This is a genomic window from Methylobacterium sp. CCH7-A2 (assembly GCF_001557075.1).
Classification (GTDB): Bacteria; Pseudomonadota; Alphaproteobacteria; order Rhizobiales; family Beijerinckiaceae; genus Allobosea; species Allobosea massiliensis.
The window spans coordinates 1-16,299 of sequence record NZ_LSKN01000217.1; the positions used below are offsets into that span (position 1 = coordinate 1).

The window sequence follows — 16,299 nt, forward strand, 5'->3', positions numbered from 1 at the left end:
GAGTATGGGGGATGCGGGGAGGGCGGGGATAAGTTTGTGCAGGGCCGCGACGCCTCTTTCCTTCTCCCCTCGGGGGAGAAGGTGCCCCGGCAGGGGCGGATGAGGGCGGCGCCGCTGCACCGACGCCCGCGCCACCCCGCTCACCCGGTCTGCCCTCATCCGTCTCGGCTTCGCCGATCCACCTTCTCCCCCGAGGGGAGAAGGGAAGCGCGCCTCGCCGCAGCCGCGACGCGCAATGCAGGGTCGCTTCCGGACCGGGCGCGGACACCGCGGGGAACCCTCTCCCGTCAGGAGAGGGCAGGGAGAGGTGTCGGCCCTTCGACACCGTGGCCGTGTCCTCACCGCCGCCGTCGTTGGGTTTGCACCCCGCCGGTCCAGCGGCGGGCCCTCACCCCTGCCCCTCTCACTGATCTCGGGCCTGCCCGAGATCAGCACTCAGAGTGTCGAAGTCGGCAACAGCCGACTTCGATGCGGGAGAGGGGTTCCCCGCGCTCTTTCCGTCATGGTCGCCCTTGTGGCGACCATCCACGCCTTTGCGCGGGATCGACCGGGTTCGCGCTTCGCCGTCGGCGGTCGCCTGCCCCCAGCGTCGCAAGGCGTGGATGGTCGGGACAAGCCCGACCATGACGGCGGTGGCATCACTCCCTGAAAGTAGTCATCCCGGTCGGAGCCGTCGAAACGGCCGCTGGGCATGCAGCACTTCTTGAAATCTGCGCCCGGAGCCGCAGACGCAGAGGTCGTTGCGGCCGAGCTTTTCTTGGCACGTTCGACATCGCCATGGACGATGCGGACGCCGCGCTTCACGCGGGTTTCGGACGGGTAGGACTTCCGACGCTTGCTCGTGACCTCAAAAGGACGGCTGGTCGAAGATGTTGCGCGTGGTCCTGGTCATGGCACCCTCCACGGACGCTTCCCTCTTAGGCGGGTCCGTCCGCGCCAATAGAAACGTCATCGGAAATTATACCGGTTTCGCGCAGTTTTCGAATGAGATCGTCGGGAAGTTGCATTTGTTGTTCGACCTCCCCAAATCTTTTGATCTCCAAGATGCCCCGGCTCACCCCGTCCCACATGACCTCGCTCGGCTGCTTCGGCGCTATTGCTTTTATCGTGCCTGATAGCGCTTCAATCCACTCTGATGGAGGCTGCCGCGGATCGATTAAGTTAGGTAATCGCTCTAAAACGGCGGCAACTTTATCCGCTTTGCCAGCTACCGCGAGGGTTACTAGCATTCCATCGTCTTCCCACGTGACAGGTACCGCAGCGCGCTGAGTGATTCCCGTCTCAACATCGGCAGACAAAGCGTCGGCTAAGACGGTGACAAATCCGTCGAAGGTTGTCTTGAGGTCGCCATCCGGCACGAATGCAATACGGGGAAGATTTAGTATCCCGTCCCGAAAGCCCGTGGTTGGTACGGTACTCAAGTCGAACATTGCGCGAAGGCGTTGGGCCACTTGACCGACGCCTACTTCGAGGTAGTAAATTTCGTGTCCGCCCATTTCAAAAAATTGATCCAAGAAAAATTGAATGGGCGGTCCGCTCAGTGTGCCCTCTGCAAGAGTGACGAGCGCTGCAATATCTGGAGAATCTGATTTGATATCCTTTATGATGTTTTGATCTGATCCTTGTTCTGTAGCGATATCTGTATCTGTTGAGCCGCGAAAATACTCAGGAATAAGATTGTTACCTCGGAAATAGGCTGTAAGAATCTCTTTCCAATCTTTGATGGGCAAAGCGTTATCCAAGCGGAAGAGTTTGGTGTACTCAGAACGCTTGCCCGCTCGATCGATAGAGGCATCTATTCGCTTCAAATAGTCGTCCGCAGGGTAGGCTCTAATGGCCCCATCGAAGTGGGTAATAGCATCTTCTTCGGCGGAGAACTCTGCATGGGCATACCTGCAGCCAAATTGATCATCTCCTAAGCCTGCCGACGGATTTTCTATCAATTCTTCGATTTCAAAGGTCCTGAATTCACTACGGCGCTCTTCATCTCCATCTCGCGTCTCGGGCGATTTCCACCAAACATGGGTGCGATCAATGCCCTCAAACTTTCGAGTGCGCTCGTCAGCTTTGTGTTCGGCAACGCCATTCTTGATATTAGCGATATCGTCATCGTATAGAGGTCCACGCCAATATTCAAGCTCAACTATATTCCTGACGCTGTCAGGGTGCCCAATGATATCTGGATCGAGTCGTAATCTAACTCGAAGACCAGGTTGGGTGGCGGCAATTGTTGCAAATTTCTGAAGAAAATCTACATTGAGCTTGTTGCGATGTGATAGGCTTCGTCGAAAAAAACGATGGGCGAAAAGCAATAAGTCGCGATCTGTATCATGGAAAATGCCTGGTTGTATTTCTATCATACGGTCTATTACATCGCGATAGTCCGCAAGTCCGTCTTTGTGGACCTTGCCTACCCCCGGAATAAAAAGCTCAGGATAAAGTGTGGCAGCGATGCCCTGCTTTTCTACTACTGCCGCTTCAAGCTGAAGCGACCGTGCTCCCAAAGATTCCGCGATCTCCGCTCGCTTCAGGATTTCAGCCTGTAAAGGGACAGCGCCATGGTGAAACGCGGTCCAGTAAGACTCCGCTATGGATCGGAGTTGCGCCCTCTCTGTCTCATTTTCTGGTTCCTCAATTTGTCCTAGGACGCGAACCATCTCGCTGTCGAGGTAGAGCCCCAGCTCGCAGCTCCAACCAATTAATCGATGCATGTCGTGCTGTAGATTACAAGGTGTCCCGCAACGGACGCCTCTTGCTTGACACTCACGCCGATGATTTTGATGAGCCCGCATCAATTCAGAGGCAGGAAATCTCATTTTGCTACGATTGACCTGATCGGTATCGAAAACACCGCGGCTGACACGCATGGATTTATTGCCTTCAAGAGGGCTATTCTGTAGATTTGGTTGTGTACCCTAATGTACACAAATCAACCCTGCCTTGCCATCTGAGCATACCCAGCGGCTCCTGTGTGCGTTTAGTTTCTATTTAGTAACAGGTCTTTTGAAGATCAAATTCAGGCCATTTGTCCTGGATACCGGTCGATTGCGAACTTCGTCGTTTTGGGCGGTAGCGCGATGTCAACCCAGCTTTACTCCGCCGCCTCCCGCACCGCCTTGCCCTTCGCAATCGGCCGGCGCTCCAGCACCTCCTTGAGGAAGCGGGCGGTGTGGCCCTTGCCGGCCTTGACGATGGCCTCGGGCGTGCCCTCGGCCACCACGACGCCGCCGCCGTCGCCGCCCTCGGGGCCCATGTCGATCACCCAGTCGGCCGTCTTCACCACTTCGAGGTTGTGCTCGATGACGACGACGGAATTGCCCTGCTCGACCAGCTCGTGCAGCACCTCCATCAGCTTGGCGACGTCGTGGAAATGCAGGCCGGTGGTCGGCTCGTCCAGGATGTAGAGGGTGCGGCCGGTGGCGCGCTTGGAGAGCTCCTTCGAGAGTTTCACGCGCTGGGCCTCGCCGCCCGAGAGCGTCGTGGCCTGCTGGCCGACCTTGACATAGTCGAGGCCGACGCGGGCGAGCGTCTCCATCTTGTCGCGGATCGAGGGCACGGCCTTGAACAGATCCTTGGCCTCCTCGACCGACATGTCGAGCACGTCGGCGATGGAGTGGTCGCGGTATTTCACCTCCAGCGTCTCGCGGTCGTAGCGCTTGCCCTTGCAGACGTCGCAGGTGACGTAGACATCCGGCAGGAAGTGCATCTCGATCTTGATGACGCCGTCGCCCTGGCAGGCCTCGCAGCGGCCGCCCTTGACGTTGAACGAGAACCGGCCCGGCTGATAGCCGCGCGCCTTGGCCTCGGGCAGGCCGGAGAACCAGTCCCGGATCGGCGTGAAGGCGCCCGTATAGGTCGCGGGGTTGGAGCGCGGGGTGCGGCCGATCGGCGACTGGTCGATGTCGATGACCTTGTCGAGATGCTCGATGCCCTCGATGCGGTCATGCGGGGCGGGGTGGTCGATCGCGCCGTTGAGCTTGCGCGCCACCGCCTTGTAGAGCGTGTCGATGACCAGCGTCGACTTGCCGCCCCCCGAGACGCCGGTGATGCAGGTGAACAGCCCGAGCGGGATCTCGACCGAGACATTCTTCAGGTTGTTGCCGCGCGCACCGACGATTTTCAGCGAGCGGCCCTTCTGGGCCTTGCGGCGGCGCACGGGCACCGCGACCGAGAGCTCGCCGGTGAGGTATTTGCCGGTCAGCGAGTCGGGATTGTCGAGGATCTGCTGCGGCGTGCCCTGGGCGACGATGCGCCCGCCATGGATGCCGGCGCCGGGGCCGACATCGACGACGTAATCGGCGGTGAGGATCGCGTCCTCGTCATGCTCGACGACGATGACGGTGTTGCCGAGGTCGCGCAGGCGGCGCAGCGTGCCGAGCAGCCGCTCATTGTCGCGCTGGTGCAGGCCGATCGAGGGCTCGTCGAGCACATAGAGCACGCCGGTGAGGCCGGAGCCGATCTGGCTGGCGAGGCGGATGCGCTGGCTCTCGCCGCCCGAGAGCGTGCCCGAGGCGCGGGCGAGCGTCAGATATTCGAGGCCTACATCGAGCAGGAAGGTCAGCCGGTCGCGGATCTCCTTGAGGATGCGCGGGGCGATCTCGTTCTGCTTCTGGCTGAGGCGCGAGGGCAGGCGGGTGACCCAGTCGAGCGCGTCCTTGACCGAGAGCCGCGAGATCTCGCCGATATGGCAGCCGTCGATCTTGACCGCGAGCGCCTCGGGCTTGAGGCGGAAGCCCTGGCAGGCCTTGCACGGCGTCTCGGACATGAAGCGGCCGATCTCCTCGCGGGCCCAGTCCGACTCCGTCTCCTTCCAGCGCCGCTCCATATTGGTGATGACGCCCTCGAAGGGCTTCCTCACCTCATAGGCGCGCAGGCCGTCATTATAGGCCATGCGCACCGGCTCGGCGCCGGTGCCGTAGAGGATCGAGATCTTGGCGCTGTCGGGAAGCTCGGCCCAGGGCTTGGTCATCGAGAAGCCGAGATGGCGGGCGAGCGCCTCCAGCGTCTGGCCGTAATAGGGCGAGGTCGACTTGGCCCAGGGGGCGATGGCGCCCTTCTTCAGGCTGAGCGAGGAATCCGGGACGATCATGTCCGGGTCGATGCGCATCTCGTGGCCGAGGCCGTCGCAGGCCGGGCAGGCGCCGAAGGGGTTGTTGAAGGAGAACAGGCGCGGCTCGATCTCGGGAATGGTGAAGCCGGAGACCGGGCAGGCGAATTTCGAGGAGAAGACGATGCGGCGCGGCGAGCCGTCCTCCTCCTTCTCGTCGGCATATTCGAAGACGGCGATGCCGTCGGTGAGGTCCAGCGCCTGCTCCAGCGAGTCGGCGAGGCGGGCGCCGAGATCGGGCCTGATCACAAGGCGATCGACGACGACGTCGATGTCATGCTTGAACTTCTTGTCGAGCGCGGGCGCATCGGGGATCTCGACGAACTCGCCATTGATCTTGACGCGCTGGAAGCCGCGCTTCAGCCACTCCGCCATCTCCTTGCGGAACTCGCCCTTGCGGCCGCGCACGACGGGGGCGAGCAGGTAGCCGCGCGTCTTCTCCGGCAGCTCGACCAGCCGGTCGACCATCTGCTGCACGGTCTGGCTCTCGATCGGCAGGCCGGTGGCGGGCGAATAGGGGATGCCCGCGCGCGCCCAGAGCAGGCGCATGTAGTCGTGGATCTCGGTGACGGTGCCGACGGTGGAGCGCGGGTTCTTCGAGGTCGTCTTCTGCTCGATCGAGATCGCCGGCGAGAGCCCGTCGATCTGGTCGACATCGGGCTTGCTCATCATCTCGAGGAACTGGCGGGCATAGGCCGAGAGGCTCTCGACATAGCGGCGCTGGCCTTCGGCATAGATCGTATCGAAGGCGAGCGAGGATTTGCCCGAGCCCGAGAGCCCGGTGAAGACGACGAGCTTGTCGCGCGGAATCGCGAGATCGACGTTCTTGAGATTGTGCTCGCGGGCGCCGCGCACGGTAATCATGCGCGAGTCGGTGCGGCGGGCCTCGTCGAACATCGCCTCCAGCGCGGCGGCCTGGTCGGCGAGCGAGGTCTTGTTGCCGGACGAGGTCTGGCCCGACGAAGTTTTGGCGCCGGAGGAGGGTTTGCGAGCCATGGGGGCGTCCGGAGAGGGATGAGCCGTAGAGATAGGGCAAATGCCGCGCCACGCCAGACCGGCCGGCAGGCGGCGGCAATGTCTATCACGCACAGCGCCAGCGGCGCGGGGTCGCAGCGGGTGCTGCTGACAGGGGATGGCAGGAGCGGGCGACACCAAAGCCCTCATCCTGAGGAGCGCTCCCGTGGAGCGCTCCTCAGGATGAGGGCTTGGAACTGGGACGCGCGAAGCGCTTCAGGCCGTCGCGGCCCCCAAATAGGCCACCGCCGCATCGACGCCGCCCGCGCCATGAGGCACGCCCTTGGCCTGCAGCGTCATCTCGACGACGGCGAGCGTGCCGAGCACGGTCGGCGCGTTGACATGGCCCATATGGGCGATGCGGAAGGCCTTGCCACCGAGCTCGCCGATGCCGAGGCCGAGCGAGACGCCGCCGACATCGCGGGCGAAGTCCGTGAGGGTGGCGGTCTCGATGCCTTGGACCAGCACCGGCGTCACTGACGGCGCGCGCTGGAGCGGGTCGGTGATGTTGAAGGTCACGGCCTGGCCCTCGGCCCAGCGCGCGACGGCAGCATGGGTCGCGCCGGCGAGCAGGCGGTGGCGCTCCCATACGGCTTCGAGCCCTTCCTCGAAGATCATGTCCAGCGCCGCGCGCAGGCCGAAGAGCAGATGCTCCGGCGCCGTGCCGCAATGCTTCATATAGGCCAGCGTGTTCATGCGGGACGACCAGTCCCAGTACAGCGTCTTCATCGTCGCGGACTTGTGGGCGGCGATGGCCTTCTCGTTCGCGGCCACGAAAGCCAGCCCCGGCGAAGTCATCAGCCCCTTCTGGGAGGCCGACATGGCGACATCGACGCCCCAGGAATCCATCTCAAAGGGCATGCAGCCGACCGAGGCGACGCCATCCACCATGAATAGGGCCGGGTGGCCGGCGGCGTCGATGGCGCGGCGGACCGCCGGCACGTCGTTGACGACGCCCGAGGCGGTGTCGATCTGCACCATCAGCACGGCCTTGATGGCGTGGGCGTCATCGGCGCGCAGACGGGCCTCGACGGCGGCGGGGTCGATCGCGGCGCGCCAGCTGCCCGGCAGCACTTCGACATCGGCACCCATGAAGGCCGCCATCTCGCCCCAGCCGATGGCGAAGCGCCCGCTCGCCAGCACCAGCACCTTGTCGCCGCGCGACAGCACATTGGTCAGCGCCGCCTCCCAGCCGCCATGGCCGTTGGCGGCGTAGACGAAGGTCTCGCCGGTGGTGCGGAAGATGCGCTTCAGATCCGCCAGGACGGACTCGGTCAGATCGACGATCGTCTTCGAGGCGAGCTCCTCCGCGGGGCGCATCATCGCCTGGAGCACGCGGTCGGGAATATTGGTCGGCCCCGGCATCGCGAGGATGTGCCGGCCGTTGGCGACGCTCATCTGACGGGAATCCTGTGTGGAGGCGGGGAGTGGGCGGGTCTGTCGTCGCCATAACGACAGCGCCCGGCCACAAGCAAGAGCCGTGCACGCCGCAGGGGCATTCCGGTGCTGCCGGAGGCGTGCATGGCGCCCCTGCCAATATTTCGCTGGCTTGCGAGCGCGCGCGGGTTCAAAGGCTTGAAGCTCTGGCCTGGCTCGAACCGGACACGCCTCGGATATGACCGCCACCACGCCCACCGCCCGGATCGCCCAGGGCGCCGCCATGCCGGTGCTGATCGCGCTCAGCGCGACGCATCTGCTCAACGACATGATGCAGTCGCTGATCCCGGCGATCTATCCGATCATCAAGACGGCCTATGGGCTGGATTTCGGCCAGATCGGTCTGATCACCCTGACCTTCCAGATCACGGCCTCGCTGTTCCAGCCCCTGGTCGGCGCCTATACCGACAAGAACCCGATGCCCTATTCGATGGTCGTCGGCATGGGCTTCACCCTCATCGGGCTGATCGGCCTCGCCTATGCCGGCAGCTATGGGCTGCTGCTGATCTCGGCGGGTTGCGTCGGGCTGGGCTCCTCGATCTTCCACCCGGAAGCGACCCGCATGGCGCGCAACGCCTCGGGCGGGCGGCACGGGTTGGCGCAGGGCATCTTCCAGGTCGGCGGCCAGACGGGCGGCGCGCTGGGGCCGCTGCTCGCGGCCTTCATCATCGTGCCGCGCGGGCAGGCGAGCCTGGCCTGGTTCTCGGCCACGGCCCTGCTCGCCATGGTGCTGATGACCTGGACGGCCGGGCGCTATGCCGAGCTGCAGCGCCAGAAAGCGGCGGCCGCGCCCGCGGCCAAGGCCGCGACGGGGCCCGCGACGCCGGTGCGCTCGGCGGCAGCGGTCGCCTTCGCGGCGACGGTGCTGGTCATCCTGCTGTTCTCGAAGAACGCCTATTCGCAGAGCTTCAGCTCGTTCTACACCTTCTATCTGATCGGGAAATTCGGGGTCAGCGTGCAGACCTCGCAGGTCATGCTGTTCCTGTTCCTGGCCTCCTCGGCCGCCGGGGCGATATTCGGCGGCATTCTCGGAGACCGGATCGGCCGCAACAAGATCATCTGGTTCTCGATCCTGGGGGCGCTGCCCTTCACGCTGGTGCTGCCGCATGTCGATCTGGTCTGGACCGGCGTCCTGACGATCGTGATCAACCTGATCATGTCGAGCGCCTTCGCGGCGATTCTGATCTATGCGATGGAGCTGATGCCCGGCCGGATCGGCCTCGTCGGCGGGCTGTTCTACGGGCTGTCCTTCGGCCTCGGCGGGCTCGCCGCCGCGATGCTGGGCGAACTCGCCGACCGCATCGGCATCGACGCGGTCTATCATCTCTGCGCCTTCCTGCCGGCGATCGGGCTGCTCGCCTGGTTCCTGCCGCGGCTCGCTCCCGAAGGCCCAACCGCTTCGGGGCACTGAGGCCGGCCGGATTGATCTGCCCCAATGCGCGCCGCGCTGCTCGCGCTAGGCTGACTCCCAAAAGCCAGGCCCCGGCCTCGTGCCGGAGGCGAAAGCGGGGGAGAGGCCATGGACGAGATTCGGAGCGGGAGCGGAGCGGTGGAGCCGCGGCGGCCGGACCCGGTGGTGCGGCGCATCGGCGTCCATGACGTGGTCGAAGCCTTCGTCGCGGGCTTGCGGGATTTCCAGGCGGCGCCGCTGTTCGGGCTGTTCTTCGGCGGGCTCTATGCGTTGGGCGGGCTCGCCATCCTGATGTCGCTGACGCGCTTCGGCCTGCCCTATCTCGCCTATCCGCTGGCGGCGGGCTTCGTGCTGATCGGCCCCTTCGTGGCGGTGGGGCTCTATGAGGTGTCGCGGCGGCGCGAGGCGGGGGAGCCGCTAGGCTGGGGGCCGGTGCTCGGCGTCGTCTTCGCCCAGAGCCAGCGGGAACTGGGCTGGATGGCCTTCGTCACGTTGTTCGTGATGATGATGTGGCTCTACCAGGTGCGGCTGCTGCTGGCGCTGTTCCTCGGATTCCAGTCCTTCTCCAGCTTCATGGGCTTTTTGACCGTCATCACCTCGACGGCGGAAGGACTGATGTTCCTCGCCGTCGGCCATGTCGTCGGGGCGGTGCTGGCGACGATCCTGTTCTCGCTGACGGTGATTTCCTTTCCGCTGCTGCTCGACCGCGAGGTCGATTTCATCACCGCGATGATCACCAGCGTGCGGGCCGTCTCGACTAATCCGGTGCCGATGCTGGGCTTTGCGGCGGCGATCGCGGCGCTGTGTCTGGTGGCGATGCTGCCGGCCTTTCTCGGCCTCGTCGTGCTGCTGCCGGTGCTCGGCCATGCGACCTGGCATCTCTACCGGCGGGTGGTCGAGCCCGCGGCCTGAGCCGTCTTCCGCCTGCTGACATGACGCGACACGCGCCTGCTGTCAGTGTCCGCGGGCAGGAGGACCGACCATGGACGTGTTGCGACCCTACCGGGCGATGGCTTTCAACAATCTCTGGGCCAATCACCGGCTGCTCAGTGCCTGTTCGGCGCTCTCGGCGGCGGAGTGGGTGGCGCCGCGCACCGGGTTCTTCCCGAGCCTGCGGGCGACGCTCAACCACATCCTGATCATCGATCATTTCTATGTCGACGCGATGGAGGGCGGGACGCTCGGCCCCGTCGCCTGGGCGAACCGCGAGCCCTGCGCCACGCTGCCCGAGCTTCAGGCCGCGCAGAAGGCGATGGACCGGCGGCTGATCGCCGTGGTCGAGGCGGCGGCGGGTCATGACGGGCTGGAGCGGATCGTCAGCGTGCATCGCGGCGCGCGCATCCAGCACGAACGGCTCGACCGGCTGCTGCTGCATCTGTTCCAGCACCAGATCCACCATCGCGGCCAGGCCCATGCCATGCTCAGCGGCAGCTCGGCGCCGCCGCCGCAGCTCGACGAGTTCTTTTCGGTGGGCGAGGCGGAGCTGCGGGCCGGGGAGTTCGCCGCGCTGGGGATCAGCGAGGCGCGGGTGTGGGGGGAGGGCTGACGCCGTCTAGCCACTCCGTTCTTGCACGGGACCACGCCGTCATACCGTGGCGCCGCTGCGCGCTTGTCGCTTCTGCGCAACACGCTCAGGCGGGCGCGGCGATCCTGTTGGCTCCGCCGAAAACAGGGGACAACCCCGCGGAGGGCCCTTGAACAAAACAAGAACATCATTGATAGTGAGGCGGTCGGCCGGTAGGGTCCTGCTCCGGTCGCGGGCCGGTTTCGAAGTGCGCAGGAAATGGAGCCTCTCATGGCTGGTAGCGTCAACAAGGTCATTCTGGTCGGCAATCTCGGGCGCGACCCGGAGGTCCGCCGCCTCGGCTCGGGCGAGCCGGTCGTCAATCTGCGCATCGCCACCTCGGAAACCTGGCGCGACAAGCAGTCGGGCGAGAAGAAGGAGCGCACCGAGTGGCACTCGGTCGTGATCTTCAACGAGAACCTCGCCAAGGTCGCCGAGCAGTATCTGAAGAAGGGCTCGAAGATCTATATCGAGGGCCAGCTCCAGACCCGCAAATGGCAGGACCAGTCGGGCGTCGAGAAATACACCACCGAGATCGTGCTGCAGCGCTATCGCGGCGAACTCACCATCCTCGACAGCCGCGGCCAGGGCGGCTCTGACGAATATGGCGAGGGCGGCGGCATGATGGAGGATCGCTCCTCCGGCTCGTCCTTCGGTCGCTCGGGCCCGATGGGCGGCGGTGGCGGCGGTTCGCGCCAGCCGGCGATGGCCGGCGGTGGCGGCGGCGGGCGCTCCTCCTCGAGCCATCTCGACGACGACATCCCGTTCTAGGGCCGGGGCCTCTTCAGGCTCGATCTCCGGTTCGGTCCCGCGCGATGGGCGGCGGGACCCGCCGGCAGCCTTTCAGCCCGCCGCGGCGCGCTCCAGCGCCGCGATATCGAACTTCGTCATCTGCATCATCGCCTGCATGACGCGGCCGGTGACGGCTTCGTCGCCGCCATTGACCAGTTCGACGAAGCGCTCGGGAACGATCTGCCAGGACAGGCCGAAGCGGTCCTTGAGCCAGCCACACTGGCTCGGCTCGCCGCCTTCGCAGAGCTTCTCCCAGTAATGGTCGATCTCGGCCTGCGTGGCGCAATGGACGACGAAGGAAACCGCTTCGCTGAAGCGGAATTGCGGGCCGCCATTCAGCGCCGTGAAGGTCATTCCCTCCAATTCGAAGGACACGACGAGGACGTCGCCGGCGCGGCCCGGTCCGGCGCCGGTGTTGCGCACCACCGGTCCCGGCCGACTGTTCGGGAAGACCGAGCGGTAGAAGGCGGCAGCCTCCTCGGCCTGATGGTCGAACCAGAGGAAGGGCGTAATCTTCTGGAGCTTCATGACGGTCTCCTGGCGATCTCCTGCGAAGCGGGACGCTCGGGTGCGGGTCTAAACTTATCCAAATGGTTTAGTATTAGACCGCAGCTGTCAAGGCCGGCAGCCCGCGCCATGCCATCAGGGCAGGGCGCCAATGCCCGTCTCTTCGCTTGCTCACGCGCACGGGCCCGGCCAAGGTCGCGCCATCATGAGCACATCCGATCCCGTCTCCGCCCTTTCCGTCTGGCTCGCGCTGGAGAGCCACACCCATCACGCCCCCGGCGTCAACGGCATGATGGATCTCGTCGCCGCCGAGGTCGAAGGCCTGCCGATCGCGGTGGAGCGCATTCCCGGCCGGGACGGGCTGGGCGACGCCCTGATCCTGCGGGCCGGCCTTTCCACCGGGACGCCCGGGCTGGCGGTCATGTCGCATCTCGACACGGTCCATCCCGTCGGGACCGCCGCGCGCGACCTGCCCGTGCGGGTCGAGGGCGACCGGCTCTACGGCCCCGGCGTCTACGACATGAAGGGCGGGGCCTATCTCGCGCTGCAGGCCTTCAAGCAGGTCGCGCTGGCCGGTACCGCGAAGCGGCCGCTGGTCTTCCTGTTCACGCCCGACGAGGAGATCGGCTCGCCGACGACGCGCGGGCTGATCGAGGAGATCGGCCGCCAATCGGCGGCCGTTCTGGTCACCGAGCCGGCGCGCGAGGGCGGCAAGATCGTCACGGCCCGCAAAGGGGTGGGGCGCTTCGAGGTGAAGCTCGAGGGCCGGCCGGCCCATTCCGGCGCGCGCCATGCCGACGGACGCAGCGCGATCCGCGAGGCGGCGCACCAGATCCTGGCGATCGAGGGGCTGACCGATTATGCCCGCGGCGTCACCACGACGGTCGCGCTGATGGGCGGCGGCACGGCGGCGAACGTCATCCCGCAGCATGCCTGGTTCAGCGTCGATCTGCGCGTCGCCACGGCCGCCGACGGCGCTGCGCTCGAGCGCGAGATCCTCGGCCTCACGCCCAGGGACCCGGATGTCCGCATCAGCGTGAGCGGGGGCATGAACCGGCCGCCCTATGAGAAATCACCCGAGGGTGCGGCGCTGTTCGAGACGGCGAAGCGCATCGCGGCCGGCATCGGCTTCGAGCTGCAGGACTGCCCGATGACGGGTGGCGGCTCCGACGGCAACTTCACCGCTGCGCTGGGCGTGCCGACCCTCGACGGGCTCGGCATCGACGGCGAGGGCGCCCATACCCTGTCGGAATACGCGCTGATCTCCTCGATCGCGCCGCGCCAGGCGCTGATCAAGGGGCTGCTGGAGACGGTGTGAGGCTTTTTCGCCCATTGGACGAGGCGCGGGTCATCCCGGGCGACCGGAGCGAGACCCGGGATCCATGCCGGAACGGTTCAGGCATGGATCCCGGACCTGCGCTTCGCTCCGTCCGGGATGACTCGTCCTGGTCAGGACGATGGGTCGTCAAGAAGAAGGGGCTGCATTGCTGCAGCCCCTTTCGTGTTTTCGCCGGCCGTGAAGCGCTTACGCCTCGCTTGGGCTCTCCGGCGCCGCAGCGCCCTCGGCCTCGGCGTCCTCGCCTTCGCCATCGTCGCCGATGCGCTCGACCGAGACGACCTTCTCGCTGGCGTCGGTGTTGAACACCGTCACGCCTTGCGTCGAGCGTCCGGCGATGCGGATGCGGTTGCCCGGGCCGGCATCGACCGGCACGCGGATGACCTGGCCGCCATCGGTGACGAGCATGATCTGGTCTCGGTCCTCGACCGGGAAGGAGGCGATGAGCCGGCCGTTGCGCTCGTTGACGACCATCGCGACGATGCCCTTGCCGCCGCGTCCGGTGACCCGGTACTCGAAGGAGGAGCTGCGCTTGCCATAGCCCTTCTCCGACACGGTCAGGATGAACTGCTCGGCGAGCTGCATCTCGAGCCGCTTGGCGCCGAGTTCGACCTCGCCGGCCGTCTCCTCGCCATCGCCATTGGCGGGCGTCTCGGCCGCATCCTCGGCTTCGCCATTGAGCGCACGGCGCTGGGCGGCGGCATCCTTGAGATAGGTGGCGCGCTCCTCCGGCGTGGCGTCGAGATGCTTCAGGATCGCCAGCGAGATGACCTCGTCGCCCTTGCCGAGATTGATGCCGCGCACGCCGGTGGAATCGCGGCCCTTGAAGACGCGCACCTCCGGCACCTCGAAGCGGATGCACTGACCGTTGGCGGTGGTCAGCAGCACGTCGTCGGCCTCGGTGCAGATCTGCACGTCGACGATGTGATCGCCCTCGTCGAGCTTCATCGCGATCTTGCCGGCGCGGTTGACGTTGACGAAGTCGGAAAGCTTGTTGCGGCGGACATTGCCCGACGCGGTCGCGAACATCACGTCCAGCGTCTCCCAGCTGGCCTCGTCCTCCGGCAGCGGCATGATCGTGGTGATGCGCTCGTTCTTCTCGAGCGGCAGCATGTTGTTGAGGAACTTGCCGCGCGAGTTCGGCGCCGCCAGCGGCAGGCGCCAGACCTTTTCCTTGTAGACCTGACCCTCGGAGGAGAAGAACAGCACCGGGGTATGCGTGTTGGCGACGAAGAGGCGGGTGACGAAATCCTCGTCGCGCGTCGCCATGCCGGAGCGGCCCTTGCCGCCGCGCTTCTGCGCCCGGTAGGTCGAGAGCGGCACGCGCTTGATGTAGCCGGCATGGGAGACGGTGACGACCATGTCCTCGCGGGCGATCAGATCCTCGTCGTCGAGATCGGAGCCCCAGTCCTGGATCACGGTGCGGCGCGGCGTGGCGAAGGCGGCCTTCACCGCCGCCAGCTCGTCCTTGATGATCGCCTGGATGCGGATGCGCGAGCGCAGGATGTCGAGATAGTCGGCGATCTCGGTGGCGAGCTTCTGCAACTCGTCGCCGATCTCGTCGCGGCCGAGAGCCGTCAGGCGGGCGAGGCGGAGTTCGAGGATCGCTTTCGCCTGCGCGTCCGAGAGCCGATAGGTGCCGTCGGCATTGATCGGGTGGCGCGGATCGTCGACCAGCGCGATCAGCGGGGCGATATCCTCGGCCGGCCAGTCGCGCGCCATCAGGGATTCATGCGCGGCAGCCGGGGTCGGCGCCGTGCGGATCAGGCGGATGACCTCATCGATGTTCGCCACCGCCGTCGCCAAGCCGCACAGCACATGGGCGCGCTCACGGGCCTTGTTGAGCAGGAAGCGGGTGCGCCGGGAGACGACCTCCTCGCGGAACTCGACGAAGGCGACGATGAAGTCGCGCAGGTTGAGCACTTCGGGCCGGCCGCCATTGAGCGCGACGAAGTTGCAGCCGAAGGAGGTCTGCAGCTGGGTGAAGCGGTAGAGCTGGTTGAGCACGACATCGGCCAGCGCATCGCGCTTGATCTCGATGACGACGCGCACGCCCTCACGGCTGGATTCGTCGCGCAGGTCGGAGATGCCCTCGATGCGCTTCTCGCGCACCATTTCGGCGATCTTCTCGACCATCGAAGCCTTGTTCACCTGGTACGGGACCTCGGTGACGACGATCGCCTCGCGCTCCTTGCGAAGCTCCTCGATATGCGTCTTCGAGCGCATCACGATCGAGCCGCGGCCGGTGTGATAGGCGGCGTGGATGCCGCTGCGGCCCATGATCGAGGCGCCGGTCGGGAAATCGGGGCCGGGCACGATCTCGATCAGCTCGTCGATCGTGATCTCGGGATTGTCGATCAGCGCGATGCAGGCATCGACCACCTCGCCGAGATTGTGCGGCGGAATGTTGGTGGCCATGCCGACCGCGATGCCGCCGGCGCCGTTGACCAGAAGGTTCGGGTAGCGCGCCGGCAGGACCGTCGGCTCCTGCTCCTTGCCGTCGTAGTTCGGCTGGAAGTTGACCGTGTCGAGGTCGAGATCCTCGAGGAGCGGCATCGCCGCCTTGTCGAGCCTCGCTTCCGTGTAGCGATCGGCAGCCGGGCTGTCGCCATCCATCGAGCCGAAGTTGCCCTGGCCGTCGATCAGCGGCAGGCGCAGCGAGAAATCCTGCGCCATGCGCACCAGCGCGTCATAGACCGCGAGATTGCCGTGCGGATGGTACTTACCCATCGTGTCGCCGACGATGCGGGCGCATTTGGTGTAGGGCCGGTCGGGCAGGTTCTTGTTCTCGTGCATCGAGAACAAGATGCGCCGGTGCACCGGCTTCAGGCCGTCGCGGACATCGGGCAGAGCGCGGCTCACGATCACGCTCATCGCGTAATCGAGATAGCTCTTCTTCATCTCGTCGGTGATCGCGATCGGCTTGATCTCGCCGCCGAACTGCGGCTCGTCCGGGCGCTTGTCTTCGGTGTCGTCGCTCAAGGGATTCAGTCCCGATTCCGGTTGTTTTTCAAGCTTCTGGCTAGCCGATTCCGGTGGTTTAGGCCAGCTTCGCCGGCGGCTTTTCGGTGGAAAATAAGCATAGTAATTTCAATGGCTTGCGCCCTTCGACGGCGCCGCCAGCCGTTGCG

General features: G+C 65.3%; 10 protein-coding genes and 1 pseudogene. 5 read left to right on the forward strand and 6 right to left on the reverse strand.

Annotated features, from left to right (window positions below; translation table 11 throughout):
- Positions 1–655: 655 nt before the first annotated feature.
- From AX750_RS26935 to AX750_RS15910, 4 genes and pseudogenes are all read right to left on the reverse strand, one after another.
- Positions 656–727, reverse strand: a pseudogene (locus tag AX750_RS26935) (hypothetical protein); the annotation flags it as partial.
- 190 nt (positions 728–917) lie between these two features.
- A complete protein-coding gene (locus tag AX750_RS26175; protein WP_156446500.1) occupies positions 918–2,867 on the reverse strand; it encodes a hypothetical protein in 1,950 nt (649 codons plus the stop codon).
- Between the two features lie 224 nt (positions 2,868–3,091).
- Positions 3,092–6,004 (reverse strand): excinuclease ABC subunit UvrA, encoded by a 2,913-nt coding sequence (gene uvrA / locus AX750_RS15905; RefSeq protein ID WP_066719509.1) that lies wholly within the window; start codon positions 6,002–6,004, stop codon positions 3,092–3,094.
- A gap of 333 nt (positions 6,005–6,337) precedes the next feature.
- Positions 6,338–7,519, reverse strand: coding sequence for an aminotransferase class V-fold PLP-dependent enzyme (locus AX750_RS15910; RefSeq protein ID WP_066719469.1), 1,182 nt, complete (start codon positions 7,517–7,519; stop codon positions 6,338–6,340).
- Between the two features lie 217 nt (positions 7,520–7,736).
- Between AX750_RS15910 and AX750_RS15915 the strand changes: the two genes are divergently transcribed.
- From AX750_RS15915 to ssb, 4 genes are all read left to right on the forward strand, one after another.
- A complete protein-coding gene (locus AX750_RS15915) occupies positions 7,737–8,969 on the forward strand; it encodes an MFS transporter (protein WP_066719472.1) in 1,233 nt (410 codons plus the stop codon).
- 108 nt (positions 8,970–9,077) lie between these two features.
- Entirely contained in the window at positions 9,078–9,881 is an 804-nt protein-coding gene (locus AX750_RS15920; protein WP_066719475.1) for a DUF2189 domain-containing protein, read from the forward strand.
- A gap of 70 nt (positions 9,882–9,951) precedes the next feature.
- On the forward strand, positions 9,952–10,515 hold the full coding sequence (locus AX750_RS15925) for a DinB family protein (protein ID WP_066719476.1): 564 nt from the start codon (positions 9,952–9,954) through the stop codon (positions 10,513–10,515).
- Positions 10,516–10,764: 249 nt separating this feature from the next.
- Complete coding sequence (gene ssb, locus AX750_RS15930) at positions 10,765–11,304, forward strand: single-stranded DNA-binding protein (protein WP_066719479.1); 540 nt, start codon at positions 10,765–10,767, stop codon at positions 11,302–11,304.
- A gap of 72 nt (positions 11,305–11,376) precedes the next feature.
- Here ssb and AX750_RS15935 read toward each other — a convergent pair whose 3' ends face one another.
- Entirely contained in the window at positions 11,377–11,853 is a 477-nt protein-coding gene (locus AX750_RS15935; RefSeq protein WP_066719481.1) for a VOC family protein, read from the reverse strand.
- A gap of 184 nt (positions 11,854–12,037) precedes the next feature.
- Here AX750_RS15935 and AX750_RS15940 point away from each other — a divergent pair, with 184 nt between their 5' ends.
- On the forward strand, positions 12,038–13,150 hold the full coding sequence (locus tag AX750_RS15940; protein WP_066719483.1) for a M20 family metallopeptidase: 1,113 nt from the start codon (positions 12,038–12,040) through the stop codon (positions 13,148–13,150).
- A gap of 207 nt (positions 13,151–13,357) precedes the next feature.
- On the opposite strand, the gene gyrA is transcribed toward AX750_RS15940, so the two are convergent.
- The gene (gene gyrA / locus AX750_RS15945; RefSeq protein WP_066719485.1) at positions 13,358–16,150 is read right to left on the reverse strand and encodes a DNA gyrase subunit A; all 2,793 of its coding nucleotides are present in this window, start codon (positions 16,148–16,150) and stop codon (positions 13,358–13,360) included.
- Between the last annotated feature and the right edge of the window lie 149 nt (positions 16,151–16,299).

Bases quoted from the DNA above. Each gene is read 5' to 3' on its own strand.
- AX750_RS26175 (WP_156446500.1), bottom strand. From the start codon at position 2,867: ATGCGTGTCAGCCGCGGTGTTTTCGATACCGATCAGGTCAATCGTAGC.
- uvrA (WP_066719509.1), bottom strand. From the start codon at position 6,004: ATGTTCGACGAGGCCCGCCGCACCGACTCGCGCATGATTACCGTGCGC.
- AX750_RS15910 (WP_066719469.1), bottom strand. From the start codon at position 7,519: ATGAGCGTCGCCAACGGCCGGCACATCCTCGCGATGCCGGGGCCGACC.
- AX750_RS15915 (WP_066719472.1), top strand. From the start codon at position 7,737: ATGACCGCCACCACGCCCACCGCCCGGATCGCCCAGGGCGCCGCCATG.
- AX750_RS15920 (WP_066719475.1), top strand. From the start codon at position 9,078: ATGGACGAGATTCGGAGCGGGAGCGGAGCGGTGGAGCCGCGGCGGCCG.
- AX750_RS15925 (WP_066719476.1), top strand. From the start codon at position 9,952: ATGGACGTGTTGCGACCCTACCGGGCGATGGCTTTCAACAATCTCTGG.
- ssb (WP_066719479.1), top strand. From the start codon at position 10,765: ATGGCTGGTAGCGTCAACAAGGTCATTCTGGTCGGCAATCTCGGGCGC.
- AX750_RS15935 (WP_066719481.1), bottom strand. From the start codon at position 11,853: ATGAAGCTCCAGAAGATTACGCCCTTCCTCTGGTTCGACCATCAGGCC.
- AX750_RS15940 (WP_066719483.1), top strand. From the start codon at position 12,038: ATGAGCACATCCGATCCCGTCTCCGCCCTTTCCGTCTGGCTCGCGCTG.